Here is a 16,551-nt window from a genome sequence, read left to right on the forward strand (position 1 = left end):
CATTCGATGTTGGGAAGTTCGTCAGGTTTTTTATAAAAGCTATAACCGGGCAGTTGTTGCTGAAGCGGTGTTGCAGGGCGACCGGCTTGGGGCAGTTAGCTGCCTGTTGTTGTGGCCGGTTGGGGAACGGGACATCAGTGTTCGAAGGGCTGGTCGTGCTCCTGGATCAGGGGGAAGTCCTCGGCGTTGGGCAGCTCGTAGTGCCACCACTCGGTGGGGATTGCCTCGAAGCCGGCGCTGAGCATGATCCCCAGCAGCAGCAGGCGATTGCGCTGCACCTGGGGCGGCAGGTCGCTGTAGAACTGGTGCGACTTGGGCTCCATGGCGTCGAAGGCGGTGCCCATGTCCAGCGCCTGGCCGCTTTCATCCACCAGGGTCAGGTCCACGGCCACGCCGCGGGTGTGGTGTGAGCCCAGGCGCGGGTCGCGCACGTAGTCCGGGTCGGGCAGGGCCTGCCACAGCAACTGCTGGGCGTAGGCCGGGCGGTAGGCGTCGTAGATGCGCAGGCCCAGGCCGGCCATGCGTGCCAGCTGGCTGGCCTTGTACAGGCAGGCCGCGGCGTCCTTGTGCAGCAGGCAGCGGGCGTTGCGGTAGATCACCTGGCCGGCCAGGTTGTCGGCGCTGGCGTAGACCAGGTCGATTTCCAGTTGGTGGCGCTGGGCGTCGATTTCGACAAGGGGGCTGTTGTTCACTCACTCACTCCATCTTGGGACAGGCTTGAAGGTCAGGACTCGAACTGGCCGAAGGCTTCCTGCAACGCTCGGTTCTTCGCCAGGCGCTCATCCAGGCGCTCGCCATAGCCCTCGGCCACCGCGGACACCATCAGGTTGAACAGGCAGGTCAGCGGCGCCAGGGAATCCCAGAACTGGCCGACATCGGTTTTCAGTTGCAGCAGGTCCAGCGGGTAGTCCCGGGCCCAGGGGCATTGCAGGTCGGTGACCAGGGCCAGGGGCAGGGCGTTGGCGTTGGCCACTTCGCAGAAGGTCTGGGTGATGGCGGAGTAGGCGCGAAAGTCGGAAATGATCGCGTAGGGCTTGGCGAAGCCCGAGTTCAGGGTTTCCGCGTAGATGCCCGACAGGCCGTCGACGTAATAGACCTTGGGCCGGATGTATTCCAGGTGGCTGTGGAAGGCGTTGAGGATGCCCCGGGTCGACTGGATGCCGATGATGAACACCGCGTCGGCCTCGACGATCTGCCGCACGATCGCGTCGAACGCTGGGCTGCGGGCCAGGCCGTAGACATGCTGGATGGCCTCGATCTCGCGATGCATCGAGCGCTCCAGGGCGTCGTCCTGATGGGCTTCGCTGCGAAACGCGCCAAGCCGGTCGGTGATCAGCCAGGAGGCCGGGGTATCGCCGCGCAGGCCTTGCTTGACGTCATCCAGGTTGCGGTAGCCCAGCGAGCGCAGGAAGCGCCCCACGGATATGCCCGTGGTGCCGGCTTGCTGGGCGATGCTGTCGGCGGTCTCGAAGGGCAGTTGCTGGAGGTTGGCCAGCAGGTAGGTGGCGATGCGCTTGCCGGTGGGCGTCAGGCTTGCAAACTGCTGCTCCAGGGTGACTTGGAAACTGTTCTTGTCCATGACCATCTCGCCAGGCGTTCGCGGAAAATGTTATTGAAGTTTCATTTTTGTAATTCGTGTTAGAAACATAACATCGGCCTTCGCGGCAAAACAAGGCTTTTGTCCGACGAGGTCGTTTTCGGCAGAAAGTGACGCTGCTGGTTATCTTCAGTGGGCCGCAGGGGCTGCGTTCAACCAGTGCCCGAGGTCACGGATGGCTGTTTCCACACAGGTGCTACGACCGCTCCAGGTGCAGGCCAGCATCAGGTTGCGCGGCAGATTGAAGTCTTCCACCGCAAAACCCTGGGCATCGCGGCCCTAGGCGTCGTGGGGCACCTGCTGGCGCAGGGTCGCGGGGCCGCTGAAGTAGGCCCACACCGGCTTGCCCAGGGCGATGGCCGCGCCCACTTCGAAGGCGGTGCCGGAATCCGGCTCCAGGCCGCGAAAGTCGTTGAGGTTGGCCAGCAGGGCGTCGCAGGCGTGGAGCATGGCCAGGTTCTGCTGGCAGATCCACTGCGCCGTGGCTTCTGGCGAGAGGTTCTGCGGGGCCTGGTTATCCAGGGGGAACAGACCGTGCAGGCCCTGGGCGCTGCACAGTTGCTTGAGGTATTGGCCATGGGCCTGGGCATCGCGGCGAAACACATCGAAACCGGCGAGGTAGATACGTGGGCTCACGGGCAGCTCGATCTCTTCTGTGGCGAGGGAGCTTGCTCCCGCTGGGTGGCAGCGCCACCCCAAATGCGCTAAACGCGGCGCTCCCGGCCGATCACTGATTCGGCGTCACCAGCGCTGGCCAGCCCAGCAGGGCGCGGATTATTCGCCGCGGTAGATGCAGCCGCTGGTGCAGGTTTCGTGGATGCGGATCGCCGAGAGCTCCGGCAGCAGCGGCTTGAGCTCGTTCCAGATCCACTTGGCCAGGACTTCGCTGGTGGGGTTTTCCAGGCCGGGGATGTCGTTCAGGTAGTTATGGTCCAGGCGCTCGTACAGCGGCTTGAAGATCGCCTTGATTTCCGAGAAGTCGCGGATCCAGCCGGTGTGCGCGTCGACCTCGCCACTGAGGTGGATCGCCACCTTGAACGAGTGGCCATGCAGGCGGCCGCACTTGTGGCCTTCGGGCACGAAGGGCAGGCGATGGGCGGATTCGAAGGTAAATTCTTTGAAGATTTCCACAGTGTCGGTCAGCTCTGTCAGGTGGCGTCGCCCGCGGGCGAGTTGAGGCAGGCGGCGAGTTTATCAGCTTGGCTCCCGGGCTGCGGAAAAACCCTGACTAAAGGGTCAGTCCGCCACGCCGGCGGGTTTCTAGAGGCTTTGCAGGCGTTCGCCCAGGCGGTTCTGCGCCGCCAGTTCGAGGAATTCGTCGCCCAGGCGCCGGCTTTCGTCCATGGCGCTGCGCCAGTATTTTTGCCGGCCGGCGTCGTCGCCCATGAAGCGCTTGAAGTCGTTGCGGTCCGGCAGCTTGCCGTAGGGCAGGCGCGCCAGGTACTCCTTCGACGGCGCCAGCAGCAGGACGTCGCGCAGGCGTTCGGGGCTGGCCCGGCGCCAGGGCAGGGTCTTGTCGAACCAGCCGGGGATCACCCGATCGGTGAAGTGCGGGTAGAGCACGATGTCGCTGCCGCTGTAGGGCAGGTCCAGGTGGTAGTCCAGCAGGCCGCCGTCGCGGAAGGTGCCGGTGCCGGCCCCGGGCAGTTCGCGCACGCCCTGCATGACCATGGGGATCGAGCCGGAGGCCAGCAGTGCCTGGCGCAGGTTGCCGCGATCCAGGGGCACGAAGCGCGAGGGAAAGTCCTCCAGTGCCTGCAGCGGCGGGGCCAGGCGCGGGTCGTGCAGCACCAGGCGTTCGAAGTGCCGCGACAACCGCGCGCGGCCCCGCAGGTTGTCGGCGATCACCGAGGACAGGCCCAGGCCCAGGCGCCCGCGATGGTCGTCGGCGAGCAGGCCGTGGCTTTTGACCACCATGATGTTGAGCCGGTAGTGGGGGTTGTCGAGGATCGAGGCGTCGCGGCCATCGAGCAGGTCGTCGAGCATGCGCTGCGAGCTCTGGCTGATCTGCGCCATGGTCACGCCCTTGGCGAAGCTCTGGGCGTTGTACAGCTGGCCCAGGCGGCGGATGCCTTCGGCGGCGTCCGGCAGGCAGGCGCTGGCGAAGCGCCAGGAACCCACCGAGGCACCGATCAGCGAGCGTTCGCGGGGCGCGGCGGGCAGCCATTCGCCGAACAGCGCCAGGTCCAGGCCCTGAATGCCCAGGGCCTTGGGGCCGCCGGCGGCGCCCGGCAAGGTGCCGACTTCACCGGCGTGCAGGCCCTGGCGGCGGATGCGGGCCAGGGCGCGGGGGCCAGCCTTGAGGGTCAGGGCGGGAAACTTGATATGGATGGCGGTCATACCGGGCTCACTCTTGAATCAGCCGCCGAGTATAGAGAACCCGGGCGCCGGGGGCCGAGTGAAAGTTCTGTCAGGCCCATGATGGCGATTCAGTTTCAATTAAGTTGCCTTGGGTATCGTTTGCGGCATCGGCCTTGTGGCCTGCGACCTTGGAGAACTGCCATGAAAACCCTGACCGCGCTGTTCAGCGCCAGCCTGATCGCCCTGACCGCCAGCCTGGCCCACGCCCGCGACCTGGGCCCCGACGAAGCCCTGCGGCTGCGCGACGCTGGTACCATTGTGTCCTTTGAAAAACTCAATGCCACGGCCCTGTCCCGGCATCCTGGGGCGAGCATCAGCGAAACCGAGCTGGAGGAGGAGTACGGCAAGTACATCTACCAGGTTGAGCTGCGCGACCCGCAGGGACTGGAATGGGACCTGGAACTGGACGCGGTGAGCGGCCAGGTACTCAAGGATCATCAGGACACTTAATGAACCGGACTCTGCGCATCGCCGGCAGCTGTGCCGCCCTGGCGCTGCTGTTCTGCTCCCTGGCCATGGCCCGCGACCTGGACCAGGACGAAGCCCTGCGCCTGCGCCAGCAGGGGGTGATCCTGCCCCTGGAGCAGTTGCTCAAGCAGGCCCTGGACCGCTACCCCGGGGCCAAGCTGCTGGAAGCTGAACTTGAAGAAAAACACGATGTGTACATTTATGAAGTCGAGCTCTTGACCGTGGACGGCGTGGTCCGCGAGCTGGACCTGGACGCCGCCACCGGGCGCCTGTTGAAAGATGAGGAAGACGACTGATGCGCCTGCTTGTGGTGGAAGATCATGTATCCCTGGCCGATGAACTGCTCGAAGGCCTGAAGCTGCAGGGCTACGCCGTGGACTGGCTGGCCGATGGCCGCGACGCGCTGTACCAGGGCGCCAGCGAACCCTATGACCTGATCATTCTCGACCTCGGCCTGCCCGGGGTGCCGGGCCTGGAGGTATTGCGCCAGTGGCGCGCGGACGGGCTGGCGACCCCGGTGCTGGTGCTCACCGCCCGTGGCTCCTGGGCCGAGCGCATCGAGGGGCTCAAGGCCGGTGCCGACGATTACCTGAGCAAACCCTTTCATCCCGAGGAGCTGCACCTGCGGGTCCAGGCCCTGCTGCGCCGTTCCCACGGCCAGGCCAATCAGCAGACCCTGCAGGCCGCCGGGCTGCAACTGGATGAAGGCCGCCAGTGCGTGGTCCGCGATGGCCAGGACGTGCTGCTGACCGCCGCCGAGTTCCGCCTGCTGCGCTATTTCATGCTGCACCCGCAGCAGATCCTGTCCAAAAGCCACCTGGCCGAACACCTGTATGACGGTGAAACCGAGCGCGACTCCAATGTGCTTGAAGTCCACGTCAACCACCTGCGGCGCAAGCTCGGCCGCGAGGTGATCGAAACCCGTCGCGGCCAGGGCTACCTGTTCGGCGGGACGGCTTCGTGAGGTCGATCCAGCGGCGCCTGAGCCTGGGGCTGATCACGGTGATGCTGGTGGTCGGCCTGGTACTGGCCCAGACCAGCCTCTGGCTGTTTGAAGTGGGCCTGCAGCGTTACCTGGAGGCCGGGCTGCGGGAAGACAGCGAGAGCCTGTTGCTGGCCCTGGTGCGCGGTCCGCAAGGCTTGCAGCTGGACGAGCGGCGCCTGTCGCCGGCTTATCAGCGGCCCTTTTCCGGGCATTACTTTCGTATCGATTTTGCCGACGTGCACTGGCGTTCCCGCTCCCTGTGGGACCAGGAACTGCCGCAGCTTGCGCGCGCCGGCCTGCAAAGCGACCTGCAACTGGGGCCCGAGGGCCAGCAACTGCTGGTGTTGCGCAGCGACTACAAGCGTCTGGGCCAGTCCATTTCCATCAGCGTGGCCCAGGACTACACCCCGGTGCGCGAGAGCTTCCAGCGCATGCGTCAGGTCGGTCTTGGCCTGGGGCTGGCGGGGTTGCTGCTGATCCTGTTGCTGCAGCGCATGACCGTGCGCCGGGCCCTGCGTCCCCTGGAAACCGCCCGCGAGCAGATCGCCCAGTTGCAGCAGGGCCAGCGTTCGCAGCTCGATGCCCGGGTGCCGCTGGAGCTGGAGCCTTTGGTGGCGCAGATCAACCATTTGCTGGCCCACACCGAAGACAGCCTGAACCGCTCGCGCAATGCCCTGGGCAACCTTGGCCACGCCCTGAAAACACCGCTGGCAGTGCTCCTGAGCCTGGCGTCGGGGCCCAAGCTCGATGGCCACCCTGAGCTGCGCAAGGTGCTGCTGGAGCAATTGCAGCAAGTGCAGCAGCGCCTCAATCGTGAACTCAACCGCGCGCGGCTGGCGGGGGATGCCTTGCCCGGGGTGCTGTTCGAATGCGATGCCGAACTGCCGGGCTTGCTGGCGACCTTGAACATGATCCATGGCGAGCACCTGGACTTGAGTTACCAGGCGCCACCGGGGCTGCGCCTGCCCTGGGACCGGGAAGACCTGCTGGAGCTGTTGGGCAATCTGCTGGACAACGCCTGCAAATGGGCCGATGCCCAGGTGCGCCTGAGCGTCGAGGAGCGGTCGCAGGACTTTTGCCTGCGGGTGGAGGACGACGGCCCGGGCATTCCCGAAGCACGGCGGGCGGAGGTGTTCAGTCGTGGTGCCCGCCTGGATGAACAGACCGATGGCCATGGGCTGGGCCTGGGCATTGTGCGCGACATCGTCGACGCCTGCGGCGGCCGCCTGAACCTGGGGGACAGCGAGTGGGGCGGCTTGCGGGTGGAGGTCGAGCTGCCCAAGCGCTGAACTCGGCGGGCGCTCGACCTACGAACCTTGGCGGCCCTGCGTGCCGTTCGCAGCCTGCGGCAGCGGCTACAGCATTCGGTTTGGTGCCGGTGTAGCCGCTGCCGAGCCCTGGCGAGGCTGCGACAAGGCCCGAAGGGCCTTTGCACAGGGTCAGACGCGGAACTGGTCCATCAGGCTCTGTTGCTGGTTGGCCAGGCTGTTGAGCGACTGGCTGACCCGCGCCGACTCATTGGCCTGTTCCGACAGCGACTCGGTGACATCGCGAATGGTCGCCACGTTGCTGTTGATCTCTTCGGCCACTGCGCTCTGCTGTTCGGCGGCGCTGGCGATCTGCAGGTTCATGTCGCTGATCACCGTCACCGCATCGCCGATCTGGCGCAGGGCGGTGACCGCCTGACCGACTTGCTCGACGCTGCCCTGGGCCTGGCGATGGCTGTTGTTCATCGACCCCACCACGTCCCGGGTGCCGGTTTGCAGTTGCTCGATCACTTGGCGGGTTTCCTCCACCGACTCCTGGGTGCGCTGGGCCAGGTTGCGCACTTCGTCGGCGACCACCGCAAAACCGCGTCCGGCCTCTCCGGCGCGGGCCGCTTCGATGGCAGCGTTGAGGGCCAGCAGGTTGGTCTGCTCGGCAATCGAGCGGATCACTTCCAGTACCGTGCCGATCTGTTCGCTGTTGGCGGCCAGGCCTTCGACCTGGGTCATGGCGGCGCTCATGTCGGCGGCCAGTTGGTCGATGCTGCGGGTGGTGCGGTCGATCACGGTCAGGCCCTGTTGCGTGGCCTGGTCGGCATCCCGCGCCGCCTGGGCCGCCTGGGCCGCGCTGCGGGCGACGTCCTGGGCGGTGGCGCTCATTTCGTGGGACGCGGTGGCCACCTGGTCCACCTGGCGATACTGCTGCTCCATGCCGGCGCTGGTCTGGGTGGCAATGGCCGATGACTGGTCGGCGGTGCCGCGGGCGTCCTGCACCGAGCGTTTCACTTCGGCAATGATCGGCTGCAGCTTGTCGAGGAAACGGTTGAACCAGCCGGCCAGCTGGCCCAGCTCGTCCTGCTTGTCGTAAGCCAGGCGCCGGGTCAGGTCGCCTTCACCGCTGGCGATGTCTTCGAGCATGTGGGCCACGCCGAGGATCGGCCGGGTCACGCTGCGGGCCATCAGCCACACCAGCAGCAGGCCGACCACGGCGGCCAGCAGGCCCAGGCCCAGCTCCATCAGGGTGCCGCTGCGGTTGTCGGCATCGAGCTGGCTTTTCAGGGTTTCGGCCGGGCCCACCAGGACCTTTTCCGGTACGTCCAGCAGCACGCCCCAGGGCTTGCCGCCGGGGATCGGGGTGAAGGGGGCGAGCACCTTGAGTTCATGGTTGCTGTGCAGGCTGTGGGTCTGGGTGCTGCCGGCCAGCTGGCGGATCAGCTCGGCGCCGTTGAGGCTGTCGACGCTGTCCAGGCGCTGGCTGAGTTTGCTGGCGTCCGGGCTGTAGCCGGCCAGCAGGCCCACCGGGCTGAGGATGCTGACGCTGGTCTGGCCGGCGTAGAGCTTCTGGCTGGCGTTGCGGCTGATGGCCTGCAGGCTGTTGAGGTTGATGTCCACCGACAGCGAGGCGATGACTTTGCCGTTGACCAGCAGCGGGAAGACGATGCTGGTCATCAGCACCTTCTGGCCGTCGATGTCATAGAAGTAGGGTTCGATCACGCAGGGCTTGAGGGTGCTGCGCGGGCAGGTGAACCAGGCATTGGCCGGCTGGCCGCTGGGGCCGGTGCGGGTGTCGCTCATGTCGCTTTCCGGCAGCGACATGGCGGTCAGCTTGCCCGGGGTGGGCTGGGACCAGTACAGGGCGAAGCGGCCCTTTTCGTTGCTGCCCAGTTCGCTCTGGCCGCTGAACAATTCGTCCTTGCCATCCAGGGCGTTGGCTTCGAACACCAGGGACAGGCCCAGCAGGTCGGGGTTGGCCTGCAGCGCCGACTTGACCTGGCGGGTCAGGTCCTCGCGCAGGTCGAAGGCGTCGAGAAAGCGCTTCTCGGCCTGTTCACGCAGGAACAGCACCTGGCGCGAGAAGCCGTGGCCGTACTGGTAGGCGTCCATGAACTGCTGGCGAATGCCCAGCGCCTGGACTTCACCCTGGGCCTCGATCCGCGCCTGGGCGGCTTCGTTGAGCATCTCCATGCTCGAGGTCTTTACCAGCTCGGAGCTGTGCTCCATGCGATACAGCGAAAGCCCCACCAACAGCGAGACGATGCCCAACAGGCAGAGTCCGGCCAGCAGGGTGATCTTCCATTGGATGGAAAGTTGTCTGAGCGACATGGAGACGTCCTTTATTCGATAAATATCTGAGACATCGCACTGTAACGGCCGACGAACGGCGTTCTTTAAACGCTTGTTCGAAATTAGCCGCAAAGCTCTGGGGCTGCTGCGCCGCCCAGCGCGAGCAAGCTCCCTCGCCACGGGGAGGGTGTGGGGCTTGGGGGCTTCGCTGGCATGGGGCTCGACAGGAGCCGGGTTTTGACAAGCCGGGCCTGCTGCTGCAAAGTGCGCGCCCCTTAGGGTCTGTTGCCATTGGGTGACAGGCCGCGACGGCAGCCCACTTGGCACAGGGCAAGGCGCGAGGAGCGCGGTTTGGTTGTTCCAAATAAGCTCCGAGCAACACAGCCCTGTGCCAAGTGGGCCCCGTCCCTTCGGGTTGCGTGCCAAACGGCGCGAGGCTGCGTTGCGGGATTTGCCAAGGGAGCACCATTAGCGGCATCCCGCGCCTTGCCTCGCTCCGTTTGGCCCAGCAACGCGGCTCGTCACCAAATGGCAACAGACCCTTGAACCTCTTTCATTTCGATGTCGGCAGCCCGCTGCCTTCCGGTCGGTCACAGGCTTTTGCGCCATTTTTGCTGGTGCAGTAATGAGGTAACGATGATTAACGCAGTAATTGCCGCGGTTGGCGTGATGTTGGTGCTCAGCCTGTCCCGCGTGCACGTAGTGATCGCCCTGATCGTTGGCGCGCTGGTGGGCGGCCTGACCGGCGGCCTGGGTATCGAGGCCACGCTCAAGGCGTTCAACAGCGGCCTGGGCGGCGGTGCCACCGTGGCCTTGTCCTACGCCTTGCTCGGCGCGTTCGCCGTGGCCATTGCCAAGTCCGGCCTGGCCCACGCCCTGGCGGACAAGATCCTGGTGCTGGTGGATCGCCAGGATGCCCAGGGCGGCGGCCAGGTCAAATGGCTGCTGATCGGCCTGCTGTGGGTGGTGGCGATTGCCTCGCAGAACATCCTGCCGATCCACATTGCCTTCATTCCGCTGCTGGTGCCGCCGCTGCTGTATGTGCTGACCAAGCTGCAACTGGACCGGCGGCTGATCGCCTGCGTCATCACCTTCGGCCTGATCACCCCCTACATGTTCCTGCCGGTGGGCTTCGGCAACATCTTCCTCAACGAGATCCTCCTGGCCAACGTGGCCCGCAGCGGGGTGGACATCAGTCAGGTGAATGTCACTCACGCCATGGGCATTCCGGCCCTGGGCATGCTCTGTGGCTTGCTGCTGGCCTTTGTCAGCTACCGCAAGAAGCGCGTGTATGACCTGGACCGGATCGAGAAGGTCGAGCAGGTGGCGGTGCAGTACAACCCGCGGACCCTGCTGGTGGCGGGCCTGGCGATTGTCGCTGCCTTCGTGATCCAGTTGCTGCTGGACTCGATGATTATCGGTGCTTTGTGCGGGTTTCTGATTTTCTCGGCGTCGGGCATCGTGCGCTGGCGCGAGACTGACGAGCTGTTCACCGAAGGCATGAAGATGATGGCCATGATCGGCTTCATCATGATCGCCGCCTCGGGCTTTGCCGAAGTGATGAAGGCCACCGGCGAGGTCAATTCCCTGGTCCAGGCCTCGGCGGCGTGGATCGGCCACAGCAAGGGCGTGGGTGCCTTGCTGATGCTGCTGGTGGGGCTGCTGGTGACCATGGGCATCGGCTCGTCGTTTTCCACGGTGCCGATCCTCGCGGCGATCTTCGTGCCGCTGTGCGTGCAGCTGGGCTTCAGCCCGCTGGCGATCGTCTGCATCGTGGGCACTGCCGGGGCGCTGGGGGATGCGGGCTCGCCGGCCTCGGACTCGACCCTGGGGCCGACCTCGGGCCTGAACATCGATGGCCAGCACCACCATATCTGGGACACCGTGGTCCCGACCTTCCTGCACTACAACCTGCCGTTGCTGGCCTTCGGCTGGGTGGCCGCCATGGTTCTCTGACCACCTGCCTCTCCCGGGAACGGGGCGGTGTGGGCGTCGGCAAGGTCGGTGCAGGGCTCAAGGGCCTCTTCGCCGACAGGCCGGCGCCTGCGGGTTCAGGCTCAACTTTTGGACGGGCGTGCCGCTAACGCGGTTATCACGCCAATAAAAAACCAGAGTGAGCCCCCCTATGCGCTTGAGCCTGAAGGCCAAAGTCCTGTCCCTGGCAGTCCTCCCGGTACTGTTGTTTGCGCTGGTGATCAGCCTGAGCACGGTATTCATGCTGCGTCAGCAGGCCCAGAAAGAAGTCGAGGAAACCCGTCAGCGCCTGCTGGGCGAGGCCAAGGCCACGCTGCAGAGCTATGTCGAAGTGGCCCTGAACACGGTCAAGCCGCTGTACGACGCGGCAGCCCCCGGGGATCAGGCGGCTCGGGCCGAGGTGGTCAAGCTGCTGTCGAACATCAGTTACGGCAAGGACGGCTACTTCTTCGGCTACGACTCCGAGACCGTGCGCCTGTTCAAGGGCAATAGCGCGGACGGTGTGGGCAAGAGCTTCAAGGACAACCGCGACCCCAATGGGGTCTACGTCAACCGCGAATTGGTACGCGTGGGCAAGGACGGCAGTCACTACGTGCAATACAGCTCGACCCAGCCGGGCAGCGATGTGCTGGTGCCCAAGCTGGGCTACACCGAGTACCTGCCCAAGTGGGACATGGTGCTGGGCACCTCGGTCAACCTCGACGGCATCGACGCCCAGGTGGCAGCGGTGGAGAGCAGCGTCAACCAGCGCATGGAAGGCATGGTCCTGAGCATTCTCGGGATTGCCGCGGTGGTGCTGCTGGTGATCGCGGCCCTGGGGCTGCTGGTGGCCAACACCATGCTGCGGCCGCTGAACCTGATGAAGGCCAACCTGGATGACATCGCCGCCGGCGAAGGCGACCTGACCCGCCGCCTGGCGATCACCAGCCAGGACGAGTTGGGCGAGCTGGCCGGTTCGTTCAACCGCTTTGTCGACAAGATCCACGGCCTGGTGCGGCAGATCACCGAAATGACCGGACAGCTCACCGAGCTGGTGACCCAGGTGTCGGACCAGGCGCACCGCTCCGAGCAGGCCATGGAGCGCCAGCGCCACGAGACCGATCAGGTGGCCACGGCGATCAATGAAATGTCTTCTGCGGCCCAGGAAGTGGCGCGCAGCGCCCAGGGCGCGGCGGTGGCGGCGCAGCAGACCGATGAAGAAGGCCAGGCGGCCAAGCGCGTGGTGGACGGCAGCATCCAGCAGATCCACTCCCTGGTCAGCGATATCCGCAACAGCGGCACCTCCCTGGACAGCCTGCAGCAGGACGTGTCGTCGATTGTCAGCGTGCTGGACGTGATCCGCTCGATTGCCGAACAGACCAACCTGCTGGCGCTCAACGCCGCCATCGAAGCGGCCCGGGCCGGGGAGGCCGGGCGCGGTTTTGCCGTGGTCGCCGACGAAGTCCGGGCCCTGGCCAGCCGTACCCAGCAGAGCACCCAGGAAATCCAGGGCATGATCGACCGTCTGCAGCAGGGCACCCGGGTGGCGGTGGACGCCATGCGCCGCTCCAGCGACGCCGGCGACGGCACCTCGGTCAAGGCCAACGAGGCCGGGGCTTCGCTGGACACCATGGCCCAGCTGATTGGCACCATCAATTCGATGAACGCGCAGATTGCCAGCGCCGCCGAGGAGCAGACCGCGGTGGCCGAGGAGATCAACCGCAGCGTGCACCAGATCGCCGTGGCGGTGGACAGCGTGGCCGATGAAACCCAACGCGGGGCCCAGACCTCCCGCAGCCTGGCGGACCTGGGCCAGCGCCTGGGTCGGTTGGTGGGGCAGTTCCGGATCTGAGGGAGCCTGCCGTAGCCGCTAGCGAGCCCGCAAGGCCCGGAAAAGGCCCCAAGGGCCTGGCTTGGCGGGCCAAGCGGCGCGACCGCTGCGAACTCAGGCGCAGCCGTGGCTACGACAGGTGGTCATTGCGCCGTGTCAGGCGCTGATGTCGCGCATCAGCAGGGCGAACTGCAGGTCCACTTGATCCGGGATCGGCAGGTACACCGTGTGGCCATCGCCCGGGGCGACTTCGATGGCTTCGCCCTTGGCGTTCTGCAGTTGGTGCAGGTCGAAGTGGAAGTTGCCCTTGGGGGTCATCAGTTCCATGTGATCGCCCACCGTGAATCGGTTCTTGACCTTGACTTCGGCCAGGCGGTCGCGGCGCTCGCCGGTGAGTTCGCCGACGAACTGCTGGCGCTCCGACACCGAACTGCCGTTCTGGTAGTTCTGGTACTCGTCGTGCACATGGCGGCGCAGGAAGCCTTCGGTGTAGCCGCGCTGGGCCAGGGACTCCAGGTCGTTCATCAGGCTGCGGTCGAACTCGCGCCCGGCCACGGCGTCGTCGATGGCCCGGCGGTACACCTGGGTGGTGCGCGCGCAGTAGAAGTGCGACTTGGTCCGGCCTTCGATCTTCAGGGAGTGCACGCCCATGCGGGTCAGGCGCTCGACGTGCTGCACCGCCCGCAGGTCCTTGGCGTTCATGATGTAGGTGCCGTGCTCGTCCTCGAAGGCCGGCATCAGCTCGTCCGGGCGGTTGGCTTCCTGCAGCAGGAACACCTGCTCGGTGGGTGCGCCCAGGCCCAGGGTCGGCTCCGGCTGGAAGGTCTGGACGATTTCCCCCAGGTCGTTTTCGGTGGCTTGCTCGGCCTTGTATTTCCAGCGGCAGGCGTTGGTGCAGGTGCCCTGGTTGGCGTCGCGCTTGTTCATGTAGCCCGACAGCAGGCAGCGCCCGGAGTAGGCCATGCACAGGGCGCCGTGGACGAAGACTTCCAGCTCCATGGCCGGTACTTGCTGGCGGATCTCCTCGATCTCTTCCAGGGACAGCTCCCGGGACAGGATGATCCGGGTCAGCCCCTGTTGCTGCCAGAACTCGACGCTGGCCCAGTTCACCGTGTTGGCCTGCACCGAGAGGTGGATCGGCATGTGCGGGAAGTGCCGGCGCACCAGCATGATCAGGCCCGGGTCGGACATGATCAGCGCATCCGGCGCCATGTCGATGACCGGTTGCAGGTCCTTGAGGAAGGTCTTGAGCTTGGCATTGTGCGGGGCGATGTTGACCACCACGTAGAAACGCTTGCCCTGGGCCTGGGCCTCGCGAATGCCGAGGGCCAGGTTGGCGTGGTCGAATTCGTTGTTGCGCACCCGCAGGCTGTAGCGCGGCTGGCCGGCGTACACCGCATCGGCGCCGTAGGCGAAGGCGTAGCGCATGTTCTTCAGGGTGCCGGCGGGGGCCAGGAGTTCGGGTTTGGCGAGGAGCGTCATGGGGCTTGTCGGTCGCAAAAGGTCGCGAGGGTAAGCCAGCGCGCCGGGGCATTTATTGATCTGGGTCTATGTCTGGCGCAGAAAAAAACGCACTCGGCAACGCGCTTGCGGACTAACCCTCAGGACGCCGCAATCGAGCGTTGACCGACCGGGACCGGACATGAATCAAAACAACCTGCAAAACAAAAGCCTGCTGCTGTTGCTGGCCCTGGTGACGCTGGCGTTCATCTGGATTCTGCTGCCGTTCTACGGGGCGCTGTTCTGGGCGGTGATTCTCGGCATCGTCTTCGCTCCCCTGCAGCGCCGCCTGCAACTGAAGTTCGGCTGGCCGCGCAATCTCACGGCCCTGTGCACGCTGTTGATCTGCCTGCTGATCGCCATCCTGCCGGTGATCGTCACCGGCGTGCTGCTGGTTCAGGAAGGCGCCGAGCTGTACCAGAAGATCGAAAGCGGCCAGTTGGATATCGCCGGCTACCTGGCCCAGTTCAAGCACGGCCTGCCGCCGTACCTGCAGCACGTGCTGGACCGCCTGGGCCTGGGCGAGCTCAAGGGCTTGCAGGACAAGGCGGTCAAGGGCGCGATGCAGGGCAGTCAGTACCTGGCGACCCAGGCCTTCAGCTTCGGCCAGGGCACCTTCGAGTTCGTGGTGAGTTTTTTCATCATGCTCTACCTGCTGTTTTTCTTTCTGCGCGATGGCGCCGAGCTGGTGCGCAAGATCCGCAGCGCCGTGCCCCTGGCCGAGCACCAGAAGCGCCGACTGCAATTGAAGTTCAATCGGGTGGTGCGGGCCACGGTCAAGGGCAATGTGCTGGTGGCGGTGACTCAGGGCGCCCTGGGCGGGCTGATCTTCTGGTTCCTCGACATTCCCAGCGCCTTGCTCTGGGCGGTGCTGATGGCCTTTCTGTCGCTGTTGCCGGCGGTGGGGGCGGGGATTGTCTGGGGGCCGGTGGCGGCGTATTTCCTGATCAGCGGCGCGATCTGGCAAGGGGTGGTGCTGGTGCTGTTCGGGGTGCTGGTGATCGGTCTGGTGGACAACCTGCTGCGCCCGATCCTGGTGGGCAAGGATACGCGGATGCCGGATTACCTGATCCTGATCTCGACCCTGGGCGGGCTGGCGATCTTCGGCCTCAACGGTTTTGTCATCGGGCCGTTGATCGCCGCATTGTTCATGTCCAGCTGGGCGCTGTTCGTCGAAACCCGGCCGCGGGTGCAGTTGCCCTAGCGCTGGACGGCCCGGTGCTACGAAACATCACCTATTGCGCTGCTGGGCATTGCTACCGGTGCTACCGGCGTGGGCGGTTCAGTCCACCACTTGATCGAGCATGTGCAGCACTTCCTGCTCGTTGAGCAGGCCCTTGCGCACCAGGTTCTGGGTCAGCAGCGAAAGGAACTTGGCGCTGCGATGGCCTTCCAGATGCTTGAGTTCGGTCAGGGCGTCGTACACCCGGCTGGAGGTGCAGAGGCCTTCGACGCGGTGCGGGTTTTGCGTGGGCATGGGTTTCGTCCTTGTTGTTATGGGCCTGTTGTGACAGGGCTGCTATGACAGGCGTGGGGCGAGCGGACCCGGTCGATCTTGCAGTCCCTGAATGACACACGCGTGACAGTCCCATGTCGCTCGAGGCGTCGTCGGGATTGGCACACTATTGCCGGATTTTCAGGCAAATACTGTTCCAGTCGCGACATGATGCTGAACTATTCAGACATTTGGGTGATGGCAAAATGCAACAAGCCCCGCTGGATGGGCGGGGCCTGTGGCTGTTTCAGTGGCGCGTTACCAGCGGCCGGGACCCGGGCCGTAGTAGTAATGAGGGTGGCCGTAGTAGCCGCGGGGCGGGCCGTAGTACACCGGCGCCGGGCGGTAGTAGACCGGCTGCTGCACATAGACCGGTGCCGGCTGGTAGTAGACCGGCGGTGGTGGCGCGGCGTACACCGGCTGCGGTTGGACATACACCGGCGCCTGCTGCACATAGACCGGACGATCCTGGTTGGCGATCACCGAACCCACTACGGCTGCGCCGACAACAGCACCCAATGCGGCGGGTCCGGCCCAGCCACCGCCGTGGGCGGACGCCTGGCCTGCGACAGCGAGTGCGCCAATGAGCAAGGCTATCTTGGGGATTTTGGAAATCATGGTTGTTCCTCGGTTCAACCTCCGCGTTCATGGTCTGCACCAGACTCAAGAACTGACGCGGGGATACTTCTAAGACAGCGGTTTTTGCAAAATCTGCACAGCCGCTGAGTAAATATTGTGTAAGGTCTGTACCGGTCTCTTTACCGTCATCCCTGGGCGCTGAAGAGGCCTGTGAACCCGCGGCGATATGATCGG

At 65.1% G+C, this 16,551-nt stretch carries 15 protein-coding genes and 1 pseudogene; 7 read left to right on the forward strand and 9 right to left on the reverse strand.

The features are described 5' to 3' along the window. Positions 1-134 precede the first annotated feature (134 nt). From ddpX to L1O02_RS10585, 5 genes and pseudogenes are all read right to left on the reverse strand, one after another. Entirely contained in the window at positions 135-692 is a 558-nt protein-coding gene (ddpX, locus tag L1O02_RS10565) for a D-alanyl-D-alanine dipeptidase (protein ID WP_060840218.1), read from the reverse strand. A 32-nt stretch (positions 693-724) separates the two neighbouring features. Then, complete coding sequence (locus tag L1O02_RS10570; protein ID WP_060840217.1) at positions 725-1,585, reverse strand: MurR/RpiR family transcriptional regulator; 861 nt, start codon at positions 1,583-1,585, stop codon at positions 725-727. A gap of 141 nt (positions 1,586-1,726) precedes the next feature. Then, positions 1,727-2,233 (reverse strand): annotated as a pseudogene (locus tag L1O02_RS10575) (nucleoside 2-deoxyribosyltransferase). 138 nt (positions 2,234-2,371) lie between these two features. After that, positions 2,372-2,728 (reverse strand): 6-carboxytetrahydropterin synthase QueD, encoded by a 357-nt coding sequence (gene queD, locus L1O02_RS10580; protein ID WP_011062303.1) that lies wholly within the window; start codon positions 2,726-2,728, stop codon positions 2,372-2,374. A 129-nt stretch (positions 2,729-2,857) separates the two neighbouring features. Beyond that, positions 2,858-3,937: a patatin-like phospholipase family protein gene (locus L1O02_RS10585; RefSeq protein WP_060844146.1), complete on the reverse strand. Its 1,080-nt coding sequence runs from the start codon at positions 3,935-3,937 to the stop codon at positions 2,858-2,860. A 162-nt stretch (positions 3,938-4,099) separates the two neighbouring features. Between L1O02_RS10585 and L1O02_RS10590 the strand changes: the two genes are divergently transcribed. The 4 genes from L1O02_RS10590 to L1O02_RS10605 are packed head-to-tail and all read left to right on the forward strand — an operon-like array spanning position 4,100 to position 6,700. Next, positions 4,100-4,408: a PepSY domain-containing protein gene (locus tag L1O02_RS10590; RefSeq protein ID WP_060840214.1), complete on the forward strand. Its 309-nt coding sequence runs from the start codon at positions 4,100-4,102 to the stop codon at positions 4,406-4,408. Next, on the forward strand, positions 4,408-4,722 hold the full coding sequence (locus L1O02_RS10595; protein WP_060844145.1) for a PepSY domain-containing protein: 315 nt from the start codon (positions 4,408-4,410) through the stop codon (positions 4,720-4,722). The genes L1O02_RS10590 and L1O02_RS10595 overlap by 1 nt, the downstream gene beginning before the upstream one ends. Next, complete coding sequence (locus tag L1O02_RS10600) at positions 4,722-5,390, forward strand: response regulator transcription factor (RefSeq protein WP_060840212.1); 669 nt, start codon at positions 4,722-4,724, stop codon at positions 5,388-5,390. The genes L1O02_RS10595 and L1O02_RS10600 overlap by 1 nt, the downstream gene beginning before the upstream one ends. After that, positions 5,387-6,700 (forward strand): sensor histidine kinase, encoded by a 1,314-nt coding sequence (locus tag L1O02_RS10605; RefSeq protein ID WP_060840211.1) that lies wholly within the window; start codon positions 5,387-5,389, stop codon positions 6,698-6,700. The genes L1O02_RS10600 and L1O02_RS10605 overlap by 4 nt, the downstream gene beginning before the upstream one ends. 150 nt (positions 6,701-6,850) lie before the next feature. On the opposite strand, the gene L1O02_RS10610 is transcribed toward L1O02_RS10605, so the two are convergent. After that, a complete protein-coding gene (locus L1O02_RS10610) occupies positions 6,851-8,998 on the reverse strand; it encodes a methyl-accepting chemotaxis protein (RefSeq protein WP_060840210.1) in 2,148 nt (715 codons plus the stop codon). A gap of 600 nt (positions 8,999-9,598) precedes the next feature. Here L1O02_RS10610 and L1O02_RS10615 point away from each other — a divergent pair. Next, the gene (locus tag L1O02_RS10615; RefSeq protein ID WP_162492857.1) at positions 9,599-10,915 is read left to right on the forward strand and encodes a Na+/H+ antiporter family protein; all 1,317 of its coding nucleotides are present in this window, start codon (positions 9,599-9,601) and stop codon (positions 10,913-10,915) included. Between the two features lie 169 nt (positions 10,916-11,084). Beyond that, the gene (locus tag L1O02_RS10620) at positions 11,085-12,764 is read left to right on the forward strand and encodes a methyl-accepting chemotaxis protein (RefSeq protein ID WP_060840208.1); all 1,680 of its coding nucleotides are present in this window, start codon (positions 11,085-11,087) and stop codon (positions 12,762-12,764) included. Positions 12,765-12,899: 135 nt separating this feature from the next. Here the strand turns inward: L1O02_RS10620 and yegQ are convergent, their stop codons facing one another. Continuing rightward, positions 12,900-14,225, reverse strand: a complete 1,326-nt coding sequence (gene yegQ / locus L1O02_RS10625) for a tRNA 5-hydroxyuridine modification protein YegQ (protein WP_060840207.1) — start codon at positions 14,223-14,225, stop codon at positions 12,900-12,902. A gap of 160 nt (positions 14,226-14,385) precedes the next feature. Between yegQ and L1O02_RS10630 the strand changes: the two genes are divergently transcribed. Further along, a complete protein-coding gene (locus tag L1O02_RS10630; RefSeq protein ID WP_235759840.1) occupies positions 14,386-15,447 on the forward strand; it encodes an AI-2E family transporter in 1,062 nt (353 codons plus the stop codon). A 78-nt stretch (positions 15,448-15,525) separates the two neighbouring features. On the opposite strand, the gene L1O02_RS10635 is transcribed toward L1O02_RS10630, so the two are convergent. Both L1O02_RS10635 and L1O02_RS10640 read right to left on the reverse strand, forming a co-directional pair. After that, positions 15,526-15,720 (reverse strand): hypothetical protein, encoded by a 195-nt coding sequence (locus L1O02_RS10635; RefSeq protein WP_016965586.1) that lies wholly within the window; start codon positions 15,718-15,720, stop codon positions 15,526-15,528. 276 nt (positions 15,721-15,996) lie between these two features. Further along, complete coding sequence (locus tag L1O02_RS10640; protein WP_060840205.1) at positions 15,997-16,356, reverse strand: hypothetical protein; 360 nt, start codon at positions 16,354-16,356, stop codon at positions 15,997-15,999. Between the last annotated feature and the right edge of the window lie 195 nt (positions 16,357-16,551).

The sequence above is a fragment of the Pseudomonas sp. BC42 genome (genome assembly GCF_021560055.1).
GTDB lineage: Bacteria > Pseudomonadota > Gammaproteobacteria > Pseudomonadales > Pseudomonadaceae > Aquipseudomonas.